General features: G+C 68.1%; 18 protein-coding genes and 1 other RNA gene. 9 read left to right on the forward strand and 10 right to left on the reverse strand.

What is annotated here, in order from left to right; all coding sequences use genetic code 11:
* Nucleotides 1-103 precede the first annotated feature (103 nt).
* Nucleotides 104-994, reverse strand: coding sequence for a phosphoserine phosphatase SerB (serB, locus tag QO011_RS22350; protein ID WP_307276668.1), 891 nt, complete (start codon nucleotides 992-994; stop codon nucleotides 104-106).
* A gap of 3 nt (nucleotides 995-997) precedes the next feature.
* Here serB and miaA point away from each other — a divergent pair, with 3 nt between their 5' ends.
* From miaA to QO011_RS22375, 5 genes are all read left to right on the forward strand, one after another.
* Nucleotides 998-1,930 (forward strand): tRNA (adenosine(37)-N6)-dimethylallyltransferase MiaA, encoded by a 933-nt coding sequence (miaA, locus tag QO011_RS22355; RefSeq protein WP_307276671.1) that lies wholly within the window; start codon nucleotides 998-1,000, stop codon nucleotides 1,928-1,930.
* Nucleotides 1,931-2,349: 419 nt separating this feature from the next.
* A complete protein-coding gene (gene hflK / locus QO011_RS22360) occupies nucleotides 2,350-3,477 on the forward strand; it encodes an FtsH protease activity modulator HflK (RefSeq protein ID WP_307276674.1) in 1,128 nt (375 codons plus the stop codon).
* Nucleotides 3,474-4,397: a protease modulator HflC gene (gene hflC / locus QO011_RS22365; RefSeq protein ID WP_307276677.1), complete on the forward strand. Its 924-nt coding sequence runs from the start codon at nucleotides 3,474-3,476 to the stop codon at nucleotides 4,395-4,397. Before hflK ends, hflC begins: the two co-directional genes overlap by 4 nt.
* Nucleotides 4,398-4,498: 101 nt before the next feature.
* Nucleotides 4,499-4,672 (forward strand): DUF2065 domain-containing protein, encoded by a 174-nt coding sequence (locus QO011_RS22370; RefSeq protein WP_307276680.1) that lies wholly within the window; start codon nucleotides 4,499-4,501, stop codon nucleotides 4,670-4,672.
* 131 nt (nucleotides 4,673-4,803) lie between these two features.
* Entirely contained in the window at nucleotides 4,804-6,291 is a 1,488-nt protein-coding gene (locus QO011_RS22375) for a DegQ family serine endoprotease (RefSeq protein WP_370881998.1), read from the forward strand.
* Between the two features lie 193 nt (nucleotides 6,292-6,484).
* Here QO011_RS22375 and QO011_RS22380 read toward each other — a convergent pair whose 3' ends face one another.
* The 7 genes from QO011_RS22380 to QO011_RS22410 form a co-directional block, all read right to left on the reverse strand.
* The gene (locus QO011_RS22380) at nucleotides 6,485-7,573 is read right to left on the reverse strand and encodes an ABC transporter ATP-binding protein (RefSeq protein ID WP_307276682.1); all 1,089 of its coding nucleotides are present in this window, start codon (nucleotides 7,571-7,573) and stop codon (nucleotides 6,485-6,487) included.
* Nucleotides 7,574-7,670: 97 nt separating this feature from the next.
* Nucleotides 7,671-8,906: an ABC transporter substrate-binding protein gene (locus QO011_RS22385; RefSeq protein ID WP_307276685.1), complete on the reverse strand. Its 1,236-nt coding sequence runs from the start codon at nucleotides 8,904-8,906 to the stop codon at nucleotides 7,671-7,673.
* A 100-nt stretch (nucleotides 8,907-9,006) separates the two neighbouring features.
* Nucleotides 9,007-9,855 (reverse strand): ABC transporter permease, encoded by an 849-nt coding sequence (locus QO011_RS22390; protein ID WP_307276688.1) that lies wholly within the window; start codon nucleotides 9,853-9,855, stop codon nucleotides 9,007-9,009.
* Between the two features lie 8 nt (nucleotides 9,856-9,863).
* Nucleotides 9,864-10,799, reverse strand: a complete 936-nt coding sequence (locus QO011_RS22395; RefSeq protein WP_307276690.1) for an ABC transporter permease — start codon at nucleotides 10,797-10,799, stop codon at nucleotides 9,864-9,866.
* Entirely contained in the window at nucleotides 10,796-11,884 is a 1,089-nt protein-coding gene (locus tag QO011_RS22400) for an ABC transporter ATP-binding protein (RefSeq protein ID WP_307276692.1), read from the reverse strand. The genes QO011_RS22395 and QO011_RS22400 overlap by 4 nt, the downstream gene beginning before the upstream one ends.
* A 148-nt stretch (nucleotides 11,885-12,032) precedes the next feature.
* Nucleotides 12,033-13,004 (reverse strand): cyclase family protein, encoded by a 972-nt coding sequence (locus QO011_RS22405; RefSeq protein WP_307276695.1) that lies wholly within the window; start codon nucleotides 13,002-13,004, stop codon nucleotides 12,033-12,035.
* Between the two features lie 25 nt (nucleotides 13,005-13,029).
* Nucleotides 13,030-13,866, reverse strand: a complete 837-nt coding sequence (locus QO011_RS22410; RefSeq protein ID WP_307276697.1) for a carbon-nitrogen hydrolase family protein — start codon at nucleotides 13,864-13,866, stop codon at nucleotides 13,030-13,032.
* Nucleotides 13,867-14,124: 258 nt separating this feature from the next.
* On the opposite strand from QO011_RS22410, the gene QO011_RS22415 reads away from it, so the two are divergent.
* Nucleotides 14,125-14,844, forward strand: a complete 720-nt coding sequence (locus QO011_RS22415; RefSeq protein ID WP_307276700.1) for a GntR family transcriptional regulator — start codon at nucleotides 14,125-14,127, stop codon at nucleotides 14,842-14,844.
* 388 nt (nucleotides 14,845-15,232) lie between these two features.
* On the opposite strand, the gene QO011_RS22420 is transcribed toward QO011_RS22415, so the two are convergent.
* Nucleotides 15,233-15,844, reverse strand: coding sequence for an SspB family protein (locus QO011_RS22420; protein WP_307276703.1), 612 nt, complete (start codon nucleotides 15,842-15,844; stop codon nucleotides 15,233-15,235).
* A 38-nt stretch (nucleotides 15,845-15,882) separates the two neighbouring features.
* Nucleotides 15,883-16,236: a transfer-messenger RNA gene (ssrA, locus tag QO011_RS22425) on the reverse strand.
* A gap of 190 nt (nucleotides 16,237-16,426) precedes the next feature.
* On the opposite strand from ssrA, the gene fumC reads away from it, so the two are divergent.
* The 3 genes from fumC (at nucleotide 16,427) to QO011_RS22440 (ending at nucleotide 18,347) form a co-directional block, all read left to right on the forward strand.
* Nucleotides 16,427-17,821: a class II fumarate hydratase gene (gene fumC, locus QO011_RS22430; RefSeq protein ID WP_307276706.1), complete on the forward strand. Its 1,395-nt coding sequence runs from the start codon at nucleotides 16,427-16,429 to the stop codon at nucleotides 17,819-17,821.
* A gap of 113 nt (nucleotides 17,822-17,934) precedes the next feature.
* On the forward strand, nucleotides 17,935-18,123 hold the full coding sequence (locus QO011_RS22435) for a DUF4169 family protein (protein WP_307276709.1): 189 nt from the start codon (nucleotides 17,935-17,937) through the stop codon (nucleotides 18,121-18,123).
* An 8-nt stretch (nucleotides 18,124-18,131) separates the two neighbouring features.
* Nucleotides 18,132-18,347 carry a ribbon-helix-helix domain-containing protein gene (locus QO011_RS22440; protein ID WP_307276712.1) on the forward strand — a complete coding sequence of 72 codons (216 nt, stop codon included), beginning with the start codon at nucleotides 18,132-18,134 and terminating at the stop codon, nucleotides 18,345-18,347.
* Nucleotides 18,348-18,554 lie beyond the last annotated feature (207 nt).

Below are 18,554 nucleotides of genomic sequence, written 5' to 3' on the forward strand. Positions count from 1 at the left end.
GACGCGCCGCCCGATCCGGTCTCGGGCGGCGCCCCAGGCAGAATTTCGATGCTCCGGCGGACTTTCGCGAGCCGGAACCGTGTTCCGACCCGCGCAAGTCTGCTCAGGCCACGAACGCCGCACGCGCATGGCCCTGGGCATAGAGCAGGGCCGTGAGGTCGCCGTGATCGACCCGCATGCGGGCGGCCGCGGCCACCGCCGGCTTGGCACGGAAGGCGACGCCCAGGCCCGCCTCGCCGAGCATGGCGAGGTCGTTGGCGCCGTCGCCCACCGCCAGGGTGTCGGCAGGGCCGAGCCCGCGCTCGCCGCGCAGCCGCACCAGGCTGGCGAGCTTGGCCTCGCGGCCGAGGATCGGCTCGCGCACGGTGCCGGTGAGGTGCCCGTCCGCGACCTCCAGGATGTTGGCGTGCTGCTCGTCGAAGCCGATCAGGCCGGCGACGCGCTGTGTGAACAGGGTGAAGCCGCCGGAGACCAGGGCGGTGTAGGCGCCGTGGGCCTTCATGGTGCGCACGAGCTCGCGGCCGCCGGGCATCAGGGTGATGCGCTCGGCCATGACGGCGTCGACCACCGAGACCGGCAGCCCCTTCAGCAGCGCCACGCGCTCGCGCAGCGCCGGCTCGAAGGCGATCTCGCCGCGCATCGCCCGCTCCGTGATCGCCGCGACCAGGTCCCGGGCACCGACGAAGTCGGCGAGCTCGTCCACGCATTCCTGACCGATCATGGTCGAATCCATGTCGGCGAGGAAAAGACGCTTGCGCCGCCCGGCGCTCTCCTGCACCACCACGTCGAGCGGCAGGCCGTCGAGGGCACGGCGCAGCCGAGCCTCGACCGCGCTCGCCGCCTCCTCGCCCTCGAAGGCGATGTCGGCGGCGATGTCGGGCGCCAGCGGCACCGGCGGCTGCGGGCGGTGCAGCGCCTCGGCCGCGCGTGACAGCACAGCCGCCTCCAGGACGGGCGCGAGGGGATTGGAGATCAGCGTGGCGATACGGGACATGGGATGAGCGCAGACAGGATCGACGCGGTGCTTCTGGCAGGTCCGACCGCGAGCGGCAAGTCGGCGCTGGCCCTGGCGCTGGCCGAGCGCTTCGGCGGCGAGATCGTCAACGCCGATTCCATGCAGGTCTATGCCGACCTCGCCGTCCTCACCGCCCGCCCCGGCCCATCGGAGACGGCCCGCGCGCCGCATCTCCTCTACGGCCATGTCGACGGCGCCATCAACTATTCCGTCGGCCGCTGGTATGCGCAGGCCGGCGCGGCGATCGAGGCGGTGCGCCGGCGCGGCCGCCTGCCGATCGTCGTCGGCGGCACGGGGCTCTATTTCAAGGCCCTGGAACGAGGGCTCGCCGAGATGCCCGCCGTGCCCGAGGCGGTGCGCGAGGCCGTGCGCGCCGATGCCGAGGACGAGGAGACCCCTGCCCTGCACGGCAGGCTGGCGCAGGTCGATCCCGACAGCGCCGCGCGCCTGCGCCCCTCCGACCGGCAGCGCATCCTGCGCGCCCTGGAGGTCTACGCCGCGACGGGGCGCCCTCTCTCCCTGTGGCAGGGCCAGCCCCACTCCCAGCCCCTCGTCGAGGCCGCGTGCTGCCTGCGCCTGTTCCTCGCGCCGGAGCGCGCCGCGCTCTATGCCGGCATCGACGCCCGGTTCGGCACGATGCTCGCCGCCGGTGCCCTGACGGAGGTGGCGCGCCTGGCGGCCCGCGGGCTCGACCCGGCCCTGCCGGTCATGCGTGCCCATGGCGTGCCCTGGCTGATCCGCCATCTCGGCGGCGCCGTCGATCTCGAGGCGGCCGCCGCCGGCGCCAAGGCCGACACGCGCCACTATGCCAAGCGCCAGTTCACCTGGTTCCGGCACCAGATGCCGGGCTGGACCTTCCTGCCGCCCTCCGAGGCCCCCGCCGCGGCGGCGGCAGCCCTGGCGCGGGGCCGGTAGCGCCCGGCGCGCCACATTACCGCGACATTACAACGGCGGCCCGCAGCGCCGCTTTTCGTTGATCGGAACGCCCCCCTTCTATATGCAGCGAAGGGCAACGCAGCGGCCCAACGCGAAATCGCGTCCCGAGGCGTGTGGAAAGACAGGGTCTTGATGAGGACGAGGTCGGGAATGGCCCCATTGCAGGAGCGTTGCACAGCCGACACGCCCGGAGCGGCGAGCGATGCGACGCCGCACGGGGCAATCCTCCACCTGGCCGGGCGGCGGCGCGGCGCTGCCGGCCGGTGATCGCATTGCCCGTGGCCGCGGGCCCGTGGGCCTGCGATCCCGGCCCTCCCTTCGGCCATGCCTGCCCGTCCGAGGCCATGCACGTCCACACGCCCCGAATTTGATCAGAGAACGCAGAGGAACCTGAAAGCATGCCTTGGAGCAACCAGAGCGGCGGCGGAGGCCCCTGGGGGGGCGGCGGTGGCGGAGGAGGCGGCAAGGACGGCGGCCGTGGTCCCTGGGGCGGCGGCAATGGCGGCGGGCCCCACCCGCCGGACCTTGAGGACCTCCTGCGCAAGAGCCAGGACCGGCTCAAGAACGTGCTGCCCGGCGGCGACGGCATCGGGCCGCGCGGCATCGCCTTCATCGTCATCGGCCTCCTGATCGCCTGGGGACTGACCGGCTGGTACCGCGTCCAGCCCGACGAGGTCGGCGTCAATCTGGTGTTCGGCAAGTTCCAGTCGATCACGCCGCCTGGCCTCAACTACAACTGGCCCTACCCGATCGGCTCGGTGGAGAAGCCGGCGGTGACGCGCACCAACTCCTTCGACGTCGGCGTGCGCGGCGACGCGCTGCGCAACAACGACGAGAGCCTGATGCTCACCGGCGACGAGAACATCGTCGACATCAACTTCAGCGTGCAGTGGCAGATCGACCCGGCCAAGCCGCAGAACTATCTGTTCAACATGGAGGATCCCGACGGCACCGTGCGGGCGGTCGCCGAGAGCGCCATGCGCGAGGCGATCGGCCGGCGCAACATCCAGCCGATCCTGACCGGCGAGCGCCAGGCGATCGAGCAGCAGGTGCTCGATCTCATGCAGAAGGCGCTGGACGAGTACCAGGCCGGCGTCATCGTCCGCCTGGTGCAGCTGCAGAAGGTCGACCCGCCGCAGCAGGTCATCGACGCCTTCCGCGACGTGCAGGCCGCCCGCGCCGACCTTGAGCGCCTGCAGAACGAGGCGCAGACCTATGCCAACCGCGTCGTGCCCGAGGCACGCGGCGAGGTGGCGCAGATCACCCAGAACGCCGAGGCCTATCGCGACCGCACCGTCGCCGAGGCGACCGGCCAGGCCGCCGCCTTCGTCAAGGTCTATGACGAATACAAGAAGGCTCCCGACGTGACGCGCAGGCGCATCTATCTGGAAACCCTGTCCGAGGTCCTCTCCGGCGCGGACAAGATCATCATCGACGACAAGGGCTCCGGCCAGGGCGTGGTGCCCTACCTGCCGCTGAACGAGCTCCTGCGCCAGGGCGGCGCCAACCAGGGAGGCGGCCAGTGAGGACCTCCTATCTCGGCGGTGTCGCCCTCGTCGTGCTCGGCGTGGTGGCGCTGCTCACCTACATGTCGCTCTACATCGTGCCGCAGACCCAGTTCGCCCTGCCCCTGCGCCTCGGCCAGCCGCAGACCCCGCGGACCGAGCCCGGCCTCTATGTGAAGGCGCCGTTCATCGACAATGTCGTCTATCTCGAGAAGCGCATCCTCGACCTCGACAGCCCGTCGCAGGAGGTGATCGCCAACGACCAGAAGCGCCTGGTGGTCGACGCCTTCGCGCGCTATCGCATCATCGATCCGCTGAAGTTCTACCAGACCCTGACCTCGGTCAACGGCGCCGAGCTCAGGCTGACCAGCATCATGAGCTCGGCCCTGCGCCGCGTCCTCGGCCAGTCGAGCTTCCTCGACGTGGTGCGCGACAACCGCGCCGGCCTGATGGCCAAGATCAAGGACGAGGTCAACCGCGAGGCGACCGGCTTCGGCGTCGTGGTGATCGACGTGCGCATCCGCCGCGCCGACCTGCCGGATGCCAACAGCCAGGCGGTGTTCCAGCGCATGCAGACCGAGCGCCAGCGCGAAGCCGCGCAGTTCCGCGCCCAGGGCTCGGAACAGGCGCAGCGCATCCGCGCCGAAGCCGACCGCAGCGTCGCCAAGCTGCGCGGCGAGGCGAACGGACAGGCCAACGAGATCCGCGGTTCAGCCGATGCCGAGCGCATCCGCATCTTCGCCGATGCCTACGACAAGGATCCCGATTTCTTCGCCTTCTATCGGTCGATGCAGGCCTATGTCGACACGCTGAAGCCGAGCAACACGCGCTTCCTGCTGCGGCCGGATTCGGAGTTCTTCCGCTACCTGCAAAATCCCAACAGCGTGCTGCCGACAGTGCCGAAAGTCGCGGGACAACCCGTCCCCGCCCCGGCGCAATAGGCTTGACGTGGCCGCAAAGATGACCATCCACTGGCGCCGCCCGGATTTCCGGGCGGTGTGCTGCGTGTGAGGCGATGGGCGACTTCTCGTTCGGTGACTTTGTGACGGCCATCGGCCTCGCCTTCGTGATCGAGGGCCTGATCTTCCTGGCCTTTCCCGAGCCGGTGAGGCGGATGATGGCCTCGGTCGTCTCCTCCCCGGCTTTGCAATTGCGTATCGCCGGCGTCGTCTCGGCGGTGATCGGCCTGGTCGTGGTCTGGCTGGTCCGCGGCTGACACACTTGCGTGAGACGTGCGAAACGTCACGTTCGCGCCGTTATTGCCGGCTTCAAACGGTGTATGGTGGCGACCGTCCCGCGCGAGGCAGCGGCGCCCGCCGTCGCGCATGCCATTTTCCGAGGACACTGATGCCTGATCTCTCCAAGACCCTGATGCGCCGGGCCGGTGCCGCCGCCCTCGCCGCCGTCCTGGCCGCCGCCCCCATGGCGATCCTGGCGACCGGCCCCGCGGTCGCCGCGGCCGGGCCCCCCTCCGTCGCCGACCTCGCCTCCCAGCTGATCGACAGCGTCGTCAACATCTCGACGACCCAGACCGTGGGCGGCGGCGGCGACGACGGCCCCGCCCCGCAGATGCCGCAACTGCCGCCGGGCACGCCGTTCGAGGACTTCTTCAACGAGTTCTTCAAGAACCGGAAGGGCGAGGCGCCCCGGCCGCACAAGACCTCGTCGCTCGGCTCGGGCTTCATCGTCGATGCCTCCGGCATCATCGTCACCAACAACCACGTGATCGACGGCGCCGACGACATCGAGGTCAACTTCAACGACGGCACCAAGCTCAGCGCCAAGCTGATCGGCCGCGACAAGAAGGTCGACCTGGCGGTGCTGAAGGTCGAGCCGACCAAGCCGCTGAAGGCGGTCAAGTTCGCCGACAGCGACAAGACCCGCGTCGGCGACTGGGTGCTGGCCATCGGCAACCCGTTCGGGCTGGGCGGCACGGTGACGCTCGGCATCGTCTCGGCCAACAACCGCGACATCAATTCCGGGCCCTACGACAACTACATCCAGACCGACGCCGCCATCAATCGCGGCAATTCCGGCGGACCGCTGTTCGACATGGACGGCAACGTGGTCGGCATCAACACCGCCATCATCTCGCCGACCGGCGGCTCGATCGGCATCGGCTTCTCCGTGCCCGCCTCGACCGCGGCGCCGGTCGTCGACCAGCTGCGCAAATATGGCGAGACCCGCCGCGGCTGGCTCGGCGTCAAGATCCAGCAGGTCACCGACGACATCGCCGAAAGCTTGGGGATGGACCAGGCCAAGGGCGCGCTGGTCGCCGGCGTCGACGACAAGGGCCCGGCCAAGCCGGCGGGCCTGGCGCCCGGCGACGTCATCCTCAAGTTCGACGGCAAGAACATCCGCGAAATGCGCGACCTGCCGCGCATCGTCGCCGATACGCCGGTGGACAAGGAGGTCGAGGTCGTGATCCTGCGCAACGGCCAGGAGATCACCAAGACCGTGCGGATCCAGCGCCTCGACGAGGGCGAGACGCCGCAGAAGGCCAACGCCCAGCCCGTCGAGCCGGAGAAGCCGCCGGTCACCAAGGCGCTCGGGCTGGAAATGTCCGGCATCACCAAGGAGATGCGCGACAAGTACAAGCTCGCCGACGACGCCAAGGGCGTGGTGGTGACCAGCGTCGAGAACGGCTCACCGGCCGACGACAAGCAGATCAAGGCCGGCGACGTCATCGTCCAGGTCGGACAGCAGGTGGTCAACTCGCCCGCCGACGTCTCCGCCCGTCTCGACGATCTGAAGAAGAACGGCACGAAACAGGCGCTGCTGCTCCTGTCCAACGGCCAGGGCGAGCTGCGCTTCGTGGCCCTGGCGCTGCAGTAGGCCTGCCCCGCGGCAAGAACACGATGGCCGGAGCCGAGCTCCGGCCATTTTCATATGGCGGACCCCGGCCGGCGGCTCCTACCGTGCGTTTTCGACCAGCAGCCGCAGCCCTTCGGGGAGATCGATCGAAGGCCGGTAGCCAAGATCGCGCCTTACCTCCCGGAGCGTTGAAAAGGATCCGAAGCACCGCACATCAGGCGGCGATGACGGTCGCGTCGCCGGGCGACCAGCCCAAGGTGAGATGGCTGCCCACGGCAAAGGCGTCGTCGGGATATTTGTCGACATGCGCTTCGAGCGCGAGGCGGCGCGCGCCGTCGAGGTCGACGGCGATGCGCCGGACGTGCCCCACGACCTGGGAATGGACGACCCGTGCCGGGACGGCATTGCCGGCGTGAGGCGAGGACGGCACGCCCGCCCGCAGGGTGATCGCCTCGGACGGGACGACGACCTTGGCCGAACCTCCTTCGCCGACGGCTCCGTTGACCAGGCCCGAGAGCACGCCGAGCGGCGTGCGGATCGAGGCCGTCCCGTCCCGCGCCTCCACGACGGTGCCCTCGAAGATCATGTTGCGGCCGATGAACTGGGCGACGAAGGCGGTGCTGGGGCGGGTATAGAGTTCCCGGGGCGGGCTGATCTGCTCGACGCGCCCCTGGTTCATCACCACGATGCGATCGGAGAGCGACAGGGCCTCGGACTGGGCGTGGGTCACGAACACGAAGGTGATGCCGAGCGTGCGCTGCAGCAGCCTGAGCTCGTTCTGGATGGCCCTGCGGAGATTGGCATCGAGCGCGCCGAGCGGTTCGTCGAGAAGAAGAATATCGGGCTCGACCACCAGGCCCCGCGCCAGGGCGATCCGCTGGCGCTGGCCGCCCGACAGTCGGTCGGGACGCCGCTCCGCTATGTCCTCCAGCCCGAGAGCGGCGAGGATCCGGTCGACCTTGGCCTCGCGGTCCGCCTTTGCGAGTCCCTTGACCTCGAGGCCATAGCCGATGTTTCGCCGCACCGTCATGTGCGGGAACAGCGCGTAGCTCTGGAAGATCGTCGAGGTCGGGCGTCGCTCCGGAGGAAGATCGTTGACGACCCGGCCGCGGATCCGGATCGTGCCGGACGAGATCGCCTCGAAGCCCGCGATCATCCGCAATGTCGTCGTCTTGCCGCAGCCCGACGGCCCGAGGAAGGCGATGAATTCGCCCCTGCTCACCGCAAGGTCGAATCCGGCCACCGCGACGGTGCCGTCATCATAGGTCTTGCCGACCTGGATCAGCTCGAGATCGTGCGACACGGGAGGCCTCCCGATGCCGTCCGGCTGGATCGGCATCGCGTTCGAAAGAAGGGCGCCGCCCGCAGGCGCCGCCCGGATATCGCGTGGGTTCGAAACGTCAGGCGCTCAGGAACTCGTCCCACTTCTGGATGAGATGATCATATTCATCCGGCCACTGGTGCCAGTAGGCGACGTTCGCGGCCCGTTGCTCCAACGAGCCGCCATCGCGCAGGTCGCCCTCCTTGATGCCGCGCTCGGGGGCGCCGACCCAGGGCTTGCCCTCGTACCAGAAGCCGTATTTTTCCGGCGCCATCAGGGTCTTCAGGTTGGTCGAGGGCGAATAATAGCCCTGCTCGGACACGGCGATGCCGGGCGGCCCGGAGAGCCAGTAGTCGGCATAGGCGTAGACGGCTTGCTTGTTCGGCGTGTTGGCCAGCATGGCGGGGCCGATGGCCCAGCCGCGATAGCCCTCCTTCGGCACGGCATATTTGCAGGCCTTGCCCTGCGCCTTGACGGCCATCACCGCCGGCTGCCAGGCGTCGCACACCACCATCTCGCCGGAGGCGAGCAGATTGACGAGCTCGCCGAAATCGCCCCACAAGGCGCGGAACTGGCCGTCCTTCTTCTTGGAGATCAGGAATTTGATGGCCTCGTCGATCTCGGCCGGCGAGGGATTGGCGGGGCTCTTCACCTGGGAGAGGCCGAGCGAGTTCATCGCCATGAAGGCCTGGCCGAGCGCCGTCAGCGGGTCGGTGTTGAGGCCGGACTTGCCTTTCCATTTCGGATCGAACAGCGCGGTCCAGCTGTTCGCCTCCTCGTCGGAGACGATCTGCGGATTGTAGCCGACGGAGTCGTAGTTGTAGACGGCCGGGACGAGCCAGAGGCTGGTCCTGGCATCGTCCGCCCAGATCTGGCCGGTGATCTGCGCCTTCGGCTCCCATTTGGCATTGGGCGTGGTGAAGGTGTCGCGGATATTGGCCCAGTTCTTCAGGGCGCTGACCGGAACGGCTTCGACATTGTGCGTCATGACAACGGCCGGCAGCCGCTCGGCATTGGTCTCCCAGCAATCATAGTCGGAAGAGCCCGACAGGATCTTGGTCTGGGCGTCCGGATGGGTCGCGGCGGTGCCGGAGACCGATCCGACACCGGACGTCGCCTTGAAGTCCGCCAGGATCCGCTCCTGCACGGTCACGGAGAGGCCGATCGTGCGCAGGCTTTCCTTGGCGAGCGCCGGATCGGCCGCAAGGGCGTGCGAGGCGGACAGGAACGGCGCGGAGCCGCCCACCGCCATGGCCATGGCTGCACTGCTTCCTCTCAGCAGCGTACGCCGCGTCATCTCCATCTGCTTCATCATCATTCACCTCTGTCTGTCGTTGATGCCTGCTGTCTGTCGTTCCGGCATCCCTCAGGCGGCGGCGCCGAATGGTGTTCGATCGAAACGAAAGGCCTTCCGGTCAGGAGACCTCCTCCTGAAGCGGGACTTGCCGGGCGCGGCGGACGGAGAGCGCCATCAGCACCGCGTAGACGGTGAGGAGCGCGAAGGAGAACAGCGTCGTCAGCACGCCGAAGGCGAAGATGTTCGGGTGGATCTCGACCGCGAACGTCCCGTAAATCGCCAGCGGCAGGGTGAGGTCGCGCCCCGAGGCGAAGAGGGTGCGGGAGAATTCGTCGTAGCTCAGCGTGAAGGCGAACATCATCGCCGAAAGCACGCCGGGGAAGATCAGCGGAAACGTCACCTTCCGGAAGGTCCGCAGCGGCGAGACGCCGAGCGACCAGGCCGCCTCCTCGACGCTGGGATCGAAGCGGTTGAAGATCGCCAGCATCACCAGGAAGGCGAAGGGGAAGGTGTAGACCACGTGCAGCACGAAGGCCGTGCCCCACCAGTGCCGGTCGATGCCGACGGCATTGGACAGGAGCGAGATGCCGAGGCCGACGAGGACGCCCGGGACCATCATGCCGAGCACGATGAGGTAGAAGACGAAGCCCGATCCCCGGAACCGGGTCCGGAACGCCTGCGCCGAGGCGACGCCCAGCGTCGTCGACACCACCATGGTCATGAAGGCGAGGCAGAGCGAGCGCAGCAGGCTGTCGGCGATCGGTAGCGGCGCGATCCGGGACGGCGGCACCAGGCCGACGAGGTGCCGATACCAGTAGGTCGACCATTCGACGATCGGGAATTGCGGCCCGCCTTCCGGTCCGGTCTGGAACGACAGCACCGCGAGGATGGCCATCGGCGCATAGAGGAACACCAGGAACAGGATCGTGTAGACCCCGAGCAGCGGCTTGATGATCATCGAGCGCATGGCGGCCCTCAAAGCTCCTTGCGCAGGTCGACGATGCGCAGCAGCCCGGCGACGACCGCTCCGATGATGACCGTGAGCACGACCCCCGCCACCGAGGCGAAGGCCCATTTCAGCGAGCCGACCTGGGTGACGATGATGTTGCCGAGCAGGTTGACCTTGCGGCCCGACAGGGCGGCCGAGGTGGCGAACTCGCCGAGCACCATGACCGAGACGAAGATCGAGCCGACGACCACGCCGGGCAGCGACAAGGGCAGGATGATCGTGCGGAAGATGCGACCGAAGCCGGCGCCGAGGTCGCGGGCGGCCTCGATGATGTTCGGGTCGATGCGCCCGAGCATGAAGGCGATCGGACCGACCATGAACACGCAGTAGATCTGCGTCATGCCGATCACCACGGAGAGGTCGGAGAACAGCAGCGCCTCGATCGGCGCATTGGTGAGGCCGAGCCATTGCAGCACGATGTTGATCGCGCCTTCCTTGCCGAGCATCGGGCGCCAGGCCAGCACCCGGATCAGGAACGAGGTCCAGAACGGGATGACGCACAGCGTCAGCAGCACGGTCTGCAGCGTCTTGTTCCTGACGAACAGGCCGACGAAGAGGCCTGTGGGATAACCGACGAGGAGGGTGGCGGCGAGCACGGTCAGCCAGATGCGGATCGTGGTCCAGAGCGCGTCGAGATAGGTGCCGCTGGTGAAGAAGGTCACCCAGCTCCTGGTGGTGAGGATCGGCTGGATGGCGAAGGTCGTCTGCGTCCAGAAGGAGACGTAGAGGATCATCGCGATCGGCAGGACCAGGAACAGCGCCATCCAGGCGACGCCGGGGGCGACCAGCCAATAGGCGGAGCGCGAGCCGGCACGCCGGCCCGCGGCGGGCCGGACCGGCGCTGCCGATCCCCCCGTCGCGACGGCGACGTCCTCGCCCACCGTTCCAGCGAGAGTCTTCATGGGAACACCAGCGCGTCGCGGGACTTCCAGACCAGCCTGTAGCGCTGCTTCTCCGCGTAGACGGGAGGCGCCCGCAGGCTGAGATGATCCTCGACGTCGACGACCCGGCCGTCGTCGAGCCTGAAGAACGAGAGCACGGAGGCGCCGGCATATTCGCTGGCGACGAAGACAGCGGCGATGCCCGCCTCGCCCGCCGCAAGCTCCGCATCGGCCGGGCGGACGATGATGCGGTCCTGCCGGATGGCATAGGCCGGCGCGGACTCGGCACGACGGCGCGGCACCGCCGACCGCGCGTCGCGCGCGGCGAAGCGTCCGAGCGCGCCGACGAACTCCTCGCCCTCGAGCCTGCCGGCGAAAATGTTGTAGCAGTTGAGGAAACGCGCGACCGCAGGGCTGCAGGGACGGTTGTAGACCGCGTCGGCGTCACCGACCTGCGCGATGGTCCCGGCATCGAGCACGACCACCGTATCGCCCATGGCGAGCGCCTCCGCCTCGCTGCCCGTCACGTGCAGGAAGGTCACCCCCAGCCGCTCGCGGATCAGCCGGAGCTCGTCGCGCATGCGCGTCCGCAGATTGGCGTCGAGCGCGCCGAGCGGCTCGTCGAGCAGCACCAGGCTCGGCTCCGTGACCAGCGTGCGGGCCAGGGCCACGCGCTGGCGCTGGCCTCCCGAGATCTGCGCGATGTCGCGCCGCTCCAGGCCCGACAGGCCGACGAGCTCGATCATCGCCCGAACCCGGTCCCGCCGCTCGGCCGCGGGCATCGGGGTCGCCGCGCGGTGCTCGAGCCCGAAGCCGACATTGTCCTCGACGCTCAGGTGCGGGAACAGGGCGAAGTTCTGGAAGACGAAGCCGATATTGCGCCGATAGGCCGGAACGTCGTCGATGCGCCGGCCGTCGAGCACGAGATGACCGCCATCCGGCTGCTCGAACCCGGCGATCACCCGCAGCAAGGTCGTCTTGCCGGATCCGCTCGGCCCCAGCACGCAGACGCAGGCATTCCTCGGCACCGACAGGTCGACAGCGTTCAGGACGAGCTTGTCGCCGAAACGTTTGTCGACCGCGTGCAGATCGAGAAGGGATGGCATCGGCCGGTTCCAGAGATTGAAGAAGGCAGGCGAAAGCCTCCCGCGCAGAGCACGCGGGCGTCCCTTCGCCTCGCCGACGTCTTTTCGTGATCGTCTCCCGACGCGCCGCGGTAGCGCGGATGCGACCCGCGACGGCCGGAACAGCCGCTCAAGGCGTCAAGGGCATGGCCACCGGGCGCATCGGAGCGCCGGTTGCGCCGCGCAACTTGATGCACGCGCCGAAGAACAGGAATTCGTCGACGCCCTCCCCGGCCAGCTCCTCCAGGTCGACCATCTCGATCAGGGGGATGCCGGCCTCCGCCAGCAGATAGGTGTGAACCGGGAAGAAATTCACCGGGTCGGGGGTCGGCGTCTGCTCGACGGTCAGGTTGTCGGCACCGATCATGATGGCGCCGTGCTTGGCCAGGAACTCCGCGCCGTTGCGGTTGAGGCCGGGCGTGTTGGCGACGAAGGCCATGTCCGGCCAGATCCGCATCTGGCCGGTGCGGATCAGCACCACGTCGCCCGGATGCAGCCTGACGTTCTGCCGCGACAGGCAGCCCTTGAGGTCGTCCTCGCCTATGGCATGGCTCGGCGGCAGCACGTCGACGCCGTGCAGGGCGGCGACATCGAGCATCACGCCGCGCGCGAAGACCGGCGGATGCTTCTCCGGCCCGGCGACGGTCCAGTGCCGGCTGCCGAGATGGTCCTTGGCGCTGAAGTTGTTGAAGATCTTGCCGTCATAGCCGAAGTGGTTGAACGTATCGATATGGGTTCCGCAATGCGTGTACATCGAGATCCCGTCGCCGGAATAGGCGACGAGCGTGTTGGCCTCGATGCCCTTGCCCATGCTGTCGCCGACGATCTCGCCTGCCGGCGTATGCGTCATCCAGATCTGGTAGGGCTGGTCGCCGGCGCCGAACCAGCCGGGCATGCCGATGAAATGATCCACGGACAGATCGAAGACCCGGCTGGGGTCGGCTCGGGCGAGGATCGCCTTGCGCGAGTCTGCGTTGATCAGGTTGAGCATCCCGATCTCGTCGTCCTTGCCGAACGGGCTGGTGGTCACCTTATGGAATTCGGCATTGTAGGCGATGATCTTGTCCTTCATCGCCTCGTCGACGTAGCAGGCTACACACATATCGACACCCTCCCTTGTTCGCCGCCTACAGCCGGTAGGTCCCGGGCTTGCGATCCCTGAACGGCGAAATCTCGAACTCGCCCGATTCGAACACGATTCTCTTGTCGCGTGACCGGTTCAGGTCGACCTCCGCCGCGAACAGCCCCGTCTGCGTGCCGGCATGGACCAGGACATGGCCGGTCGGATCGACGATCTGGCTCGAGCCCATGAACTCGCTCCGATCCTCCGTGTCGTTGCGGTTGGCGGCGAGAAAATAGACGAAGTTCTCCGCCGCCCTGACCGGCGTGAACAGGTCGGCCAGGATATGGGACTGAGCCGGCCAGTTGGTCGGCAGCACAACGATCTCGGCACCGCTCAGGACGAGCGTGCGCACCACTTCCGGGAAGCGGATTTCGTAGCAGATGGCGATGCCGATCTTGCCGACGGGCGTGTCGAACACCGAAGGCTCGATGCCTCCGGGCTCGTCAGCGAAGCGGTCGCCGCCCAGGAACGGCAGATGGCGCTTGCGATGGCTGCCGACCACGCCCTGGGGCCCGATGAGCAGGGCCGTGTTGTAGACACGCTCCCCGTCGCGCTCGAACAGCCCGACCACGGTGTGGATCGCCAGCCGCCTGCAGGTCTCGACGATCAGGGCGACCTCCGGTCCCGAAGCCGGGATGGCGGCACCCGCCAGGCCCGCGCGGTCGTGGAAGACGTAGCCGGTCAAGCCACATTCCGGGAAGGCGACGAAGGCGCACCCGTCGGCCGCGGCACGCTCGAGCCAGCCGGCCACGGTCTCGGCGTTCTGCAAGGCAGCACCTCTGACCGACCCAATTTGCGCGACCGCGATTTTCATGACGCCCATATGCGTGTAATGTGGCATGTAGTATGTCACGCTCCACAAGCGAGTCAATCGCGCCGGGCGCACGGAGTTTGGGCGATCGATGATCAAAGACTATGCGTCGCCGGATGCCGCCCGTTCCGCATGCGGCGGGACGGCCTGCAACCGGGGCATGCAGGCGACCCTTCGATTGCCTTCGGCCGGAAGGCCGTGCATGGCTGAGGCGAGCACGTGCGACCGGGACCCGTCCGCCAGCGGCAGAATCAGCGCAGACCGAGAGACGAAACCGTGATGCAGAGCATGGACCTTCGCCAAAAGAGCCTGGCGACCCGCGTGTTCGAGATCGTGCGCAACGCGATCGTCGTCGGAGAGTTCGCGCCGGGAAGCCTGCATTCGGTCCAGGAGATCGCGGAAAAGCTCAACGTCTCGCGGACGCCCGTGCGCGAGGCGCTGCTGAAGCTCGAAGAGCTCGGCATGGTCAGCTTCGAGCGCAACCGTGGCGCGCGCATCCTGGAGACCACTGTCCACGATCTTGAGGAGATCTTCAGCCTGCGCGTCCTCCTCGAGGTGCCGGCGGCCTACCGCGCCGCCTCCCGCGTCACGCCGAGCGAGCTACGCAAGCTCGGCCACACCCTGGAGGAGGTCAAGAGCGCCTACAGATCGACCTCGACCAATGTGCGCGCCCATCTGGAACCCGACGCCCGGTTCCATCATTGCATCGCGCTGATCTCGGGGAGCCGCCGCCTCGCCGGCATCCTCGACAACCTCTTCGACCAGCAGATGATCGCCGGCGGAACATCCGGCGGATACACGCGCGAGATGGACTCGATCTACCGCGACCATGAGCGCATCTACGAGACGATCGCCGCCCAGGATCCCGAAGGCGCGGCGGAGGCGATGCGCGATCACCTCGTCACCAGCGCCCGTGCGCTGGTCGCCAAGGAAACCGGCGACGCCGAGGCGGGCAGCGCCTTCGGGCCGCTCTACATCGATGCGCTGTCCCTGCGCGGCAAGATCTGAGGAGGCGTCGGCGAATAACTGAATCGAGGTCGTGCACGGCTGGCTGCGGTGGGGCGAGACGCAGTGTCCGACGAGCAGAGCTCGACGCTGCGGTCTTCCCTCCCCCTTGCGGGGAGGGATAAAGGGTGGGGGTCGTGCAGAACGAGACGGATCGGCTGACAAGGGGCCCCCTGTGACGTGCGTTGCACCCTATCCTGATAGACCCCCACCCTTGCCCCTCCCCGCAAGGGGGAGGGGAACGGCCAGCAGCGTCGCGTCTGAAGCACTTATTCCCCAACGACGCCTGAGCGGTCGCACCGGACGGCGCGGCAGCCGCGTTCGGCAAGCAGGGCCGGCACCGGCCCGCGGAGGGGGTCCCGCGCAACCGTGCCGTCGCCGACAGGCGGCCCTATTTCTTCTTGCGGAACGTGTCGAGGCTGACGATCTTCTCGCCGCTCTCGGCCTGCTCTTCCTCGCCGGCCTCCACCACCTTCAGCGGCTTGGCGGGCTTGGCCTCGGACGCCGGGACCTTGGCGCCCGGCTCGGCCTTGGCGGACGACGGCACGGCCTTGGCGCGCGGCCGGCCGGCGGGGGCCTCGTGCGGTTCGGACGCGGCGCCGCGCGGCGCCGGGCGCTGCTCGATGTCGCCCTGCACCGGCTCGTCCGTCACCACCTCGAACTTCAGGCCGAACTGCGCCGACGGATCATAGAAGCCGCACACCGCCTCGAACGGCACGATCAGCTTCTCCGGCGCATTGCCGAAGGACAGGCCGACCTCGAAGCCGAAATCGCTCACGGCGAGATCCCAGAACTGGTGCTGCAGCACGATGGTGATCTCGTCCGGATATTTCTCGGCGAGGCGGTTCGAGATCTTCACGCCAGGGTACTGGGTCTTGAAGGAAATGTAGAAATGATGCTCTCCGGGCAGGCCCTCGCGGGCGGCATCGACGAGCACGCGCTTCACCACCCCGCGCAGAGCATCCTGGGTCAGAAGGTCGTAGCGGATGTGATCCGTCGTCATGGCCTGCCTGAACTATGGTGGGCCGCAGGCCCGAATGAAGTGGAGGCTTCTGTTGCCAGGTGCCTCCGAACCCCGCCTTACGGTGCTACCCGGAAGGACTTCTTTTCGGTCTAGTTACCGCTTACGCGGCAACCGCAACCGGAGCATAGTTGTCGTTGGCAACTATAATTTCGGCCCGATAACGGCGGAACCATGCCGGGCAAAAGCCCACCCTTTACACCCTCGTCGATCCTGTTTCGCCCCCGCCGCAGCCCGCCGGTGCGGCAGGGCTGGGGTGGAGGCGCCGGGTACTGCCCCCGGGTCCGATAGGCTTATTACGGTAGTCGTTTATCACCATAGCCGGCTGGGCCGGCGCACCGAATATAGTCATGGACGGACGGAGAAAAAAGAGCGGATTTGCCTCTTTCCCGCTTCCGCGCCGCCCAGCATGCACTATCTGACGACAAGGCCCGGCCGCCACGCGCGGCACGGCCCCGGCGGGCGCCGGGCGCGGCCCTGGTCGGACCGCATCCTTGCGACGCCGCCCCTGGGTGCCGCTCCGATTCCGACCGCCGCCTCCCCCGATCGCCGGATGGATTCGCCATGACCGAAACCCGCACCGAAACCGACAGCTTCGGCCCGATCGCCGTCCCGGCGGACCGCTACTGGGGCGCCCAGACCCAGCGCTCCCTGCAGAATTTCCGCATCGGCGAGGAGAAGATGCCGCGCCCGATCGTCCACGCCCTCGGGCTGATCAAGCTGGCGGCGGCACGGGCCAACCGGGCGCTCGGCGCGCTCGACCCGTCGCTGGCCGACGCGATCGAGGCGGCGGCCCGCGAAGTCGCCGACGGCAAGCTGGACGCGGAGTTCCCCCTGGCGGTGTGGCAGACCGGCTCCGGCACGCAGAGCAACATGAACGCCAACGAGGTGATCGCCAACCGCGCCATCGAGCAGCTCGGCGGCACGCTCGGCTCCAAGACGCCGATCCACCCGAACGACCACGTCAATCGCGGCCAGTCGTCCAACGACACGTTCCCGACCGCCATGCACGTGGCGGCGGCGATGGAGATCCATGGGCGCCTCCTGCCGCAGCTCGAGGCGCTGCATCGCACCCTGGACGCCAAGGCCGTCGCCTTCGCCGGGATCATCAAGATCGGCCGCACCCATCTCCAGGATGCGACTCCGCTGACGCTCGGCCAGGAATTCTCCGGCTATGCCGCCCAGGTCGAGAACGGCATCCGGCGCGCCCGGCAGGCGCTGGAGGAGCTGATGCCGCTCGCCCAGGGCGGCACCGCGGTCGGCACCGGCCTCAACACGAAGACCGGCTTTGCCGAGCGCATCGCCGCCGAGCTCGCCGGGCTGACCGGCCTGCCCTTCCGCACGGCGGCCAACAAGTTCGAGGCGCTGGCGACGCATGATGCGATCGTCGCCGCCCACGGTGCCCTCAACACCCTGGCGGTCGGCCTGTTCAAGATCGCCAACGACATCCGCCTGCTCGGCTCGGGGCCGCGGGCCGGCATCGGCGAGCTCGTGCTGCCGGAAAACGAGCCGGGATCCTCGATCATGCCGGGCAAGGTCAATCCGACGCAGTGCGAAGCCATGACCATGGTCTGCACCCGGGTGTTCGGCAACCACGCCGCCGTGACCTTCGCCGGCAGCCAGGGGCACCTGGAGCTCAACGTCTACAAGCCGGTGATCGCCGACGCGGTGCTGCAGTCGGTTCGCCTGCTCGCCGACGCGGCCGACAGCTTCCGCGAGCATTGCCTCGAAGGGCTTGCCGCCGACGAGGCCCGCATCGGCGATCTGATGTCGCGCTCCCTGATGCTGGTGACGGCGCTCGCCCCGGTGGTCGGCTACGACAATGCCGCGCGCATCGCCAAGCAGGCGCATCACAACGGCACCACGCTGCGCGAAGAGGCGCTCGGCTCCGGCCTGGTCGACGCCGCCACCTTCGACGCGACGGTCGATGCCGCGCGCATGATCCAGCCCGATGCCTGAGCGATGGCGCGGTTGCGCGCCGGCCGCGCCAGGGCCTATCAAGAGGGGCAATGCCGGAACCCGCCACGCGTCGGGCCGGTGCTTCCTCCACGCGGCCGTGAAGGAGTGAATGCATGACCACCGTGGTCAATCTTCGCAGCGTGCGCAAGGCGAAGGCGCGCGAGGCGCGCGAAAGCCTGGCGGCCGAGAACCGGCTGAAGCACGGGCAGCCCCGCGCCGCGCGCGAGAAGGCGCAGGCAGAGCAGCGCCTGGCGGACGAGCACCTGGACGGGCACCGTCTGGGTGACCGCGCCGAACCGTGACGGCCCCCATGAAGAGCAAGGTCGTCAAGCGATCGATCGTCATCACCGGACACAAGACCAGCGTCTCGCTGGAGGACGCGTTCTGGGAGGCCCTGAAGGCCATCGCCGAAGAGCAGGACAAGACGCTCTCCGATCTCGTCGCCGAGATCGACGCCACGCGGGCCCAGGGCAACCTGTCCTCCGCCATCCGCCTGTTCGTGCTGGAGAACGTGCGCCGCCGCTGAAGCGTTTTGCGATTTGGCGGAATCGCCAGGAATCGCAAAGGCTCATCGCAAAGACGCGTCGAAACAAAGAATTGGAGCACGGCAGCGTTTCCACCCAAACGCGCCTTGCTCTAAGCAGGTTCTCCCGAACCTGCTTACACTTTAATAGCCTGAGCAGCATTGATTTTGCATGGAGAATGCAAAATCAATTCGTGGCTTCAGCCACGG

The organism is Labrys wisconsinensis, from assembly GCF_030814995.1.
GTDB lineage: Bacteria > Pseudomonadota > Alphaproteobacteria > Rhizobiales > Labraceae > Labrys > Labrys wisconsinensis.

What these genes read in the sequence shown, in the direction of transcription:
- serB (WP_307276668.1), bottom strand. Translation starts at nt 994, where the DNA reads ATGTCCCGTATCGCCACGCTGATCTCCAATCCCCTCGCGCCCGTCCTG.
- miaA (WP_307276671.1), top strand. Translation starts at nt 998, where the DNA reads ATGAGCGCAGACAGGATCGACGCGGTGCTTCTGGCAGGTCCGACCGCG.
- hflK (WP_307276674.1), top strand. Translation starts at nt 2,350, where the DNA reads ATGCCTTGGAGCAACCAGAGCGGCGGCGGAGGCCCCTGGGGGGGCGGC.
- QO011_RS22375 (WP_370881998.1), top strand. Translation starts at nt 4,804, where the DNA reads ATGCCTGATCTCTCCAAGACCCTGATGCGCCGGGCCGGTGCCGCCGCC.
- QO011_RS22385 (WP_307276685.1), bottom strand. Translation starts at nt 8,906, where the DNA reads ATGATGAAGCAGATGGAGATGACGCGGCGTACGCTGCTGAGAGGAAGC.
- QO011_RS22390 (WP_307276688.1), bottom strand. Translation starts at nt 9,855, where the DNA reads ATGCGCTCGATGATCATCAAGCCGCTGCTCGGGGTCTACACGATCCTG.
- QO011_RS22395 (WP_307276690.1), bottom strand. Translation starts at nt 10,799, where the DNA reads ATGAAGACTCTCGCTGGAACGGTGGGCGAGGACGTCGCCGTCGCGACG.
- QO011_RS22400 (WP_307276692.1), bottom strand. Translation starts at nt 11,884, where the DNA reads ATGCCATCCCTTCTCGATCTGCACGCGGTCGACAAACGTTTCGGCGAC.
- QO011_RS22405 (WP_307276695.1), bottom strand. Translation starts at nt 13,004, where the DNA reads ATGTGTGTAGCCTGCTACGTCGACGAGGCGATGAAGGACAAGATCATC.
- QO011_RS22410 (WP_307276697.1), bottom strand. Translation starts at nt 13,866, where the DNA reads ATGCCACATTACACGCATATGGGCGTCATGAAAATCGCGGTCGCGCAA.
- QO011_RS22415 (WP_307276700.1), top strand. Translation starts at nt 14,125, where the DNA reads ATGGACCTTCGCCAAAAGAGCCTGGCGACCCGCGTGTTCGAGATCGTG.
- QO011_RS22420 (WP_307276703.1), bottom strand. Translation starts at nt 15,844, where the DNA reads ATGACGACGGATCACATCCGCTACGACCTTCTGACCCAGGATGCTCTG.
- fumC (WP_307276706.1), top strand. Translation starts at nt 16,427, where the DNA reads ATGACCGAAACCCGCACCGAAACCGACAGCTTCGGCCCGATCGCCGTC.
- QO011_RS22435 (WP_307276709.1), top strand. Translation starts at nt 17,935, where the DNA reads ATGACCACCGTGGTCAATCTTCGCAGCGTGCGCAAGGCGAAGGCGCGC.
- QO011_RS22440 (WP_307276712.1), top strand. Translation starts at nt 18,132, where the DNA reads ATGAAGAGCAAGGTCGTCAAGCGATCGATCGTCATCACCGGACACAAG.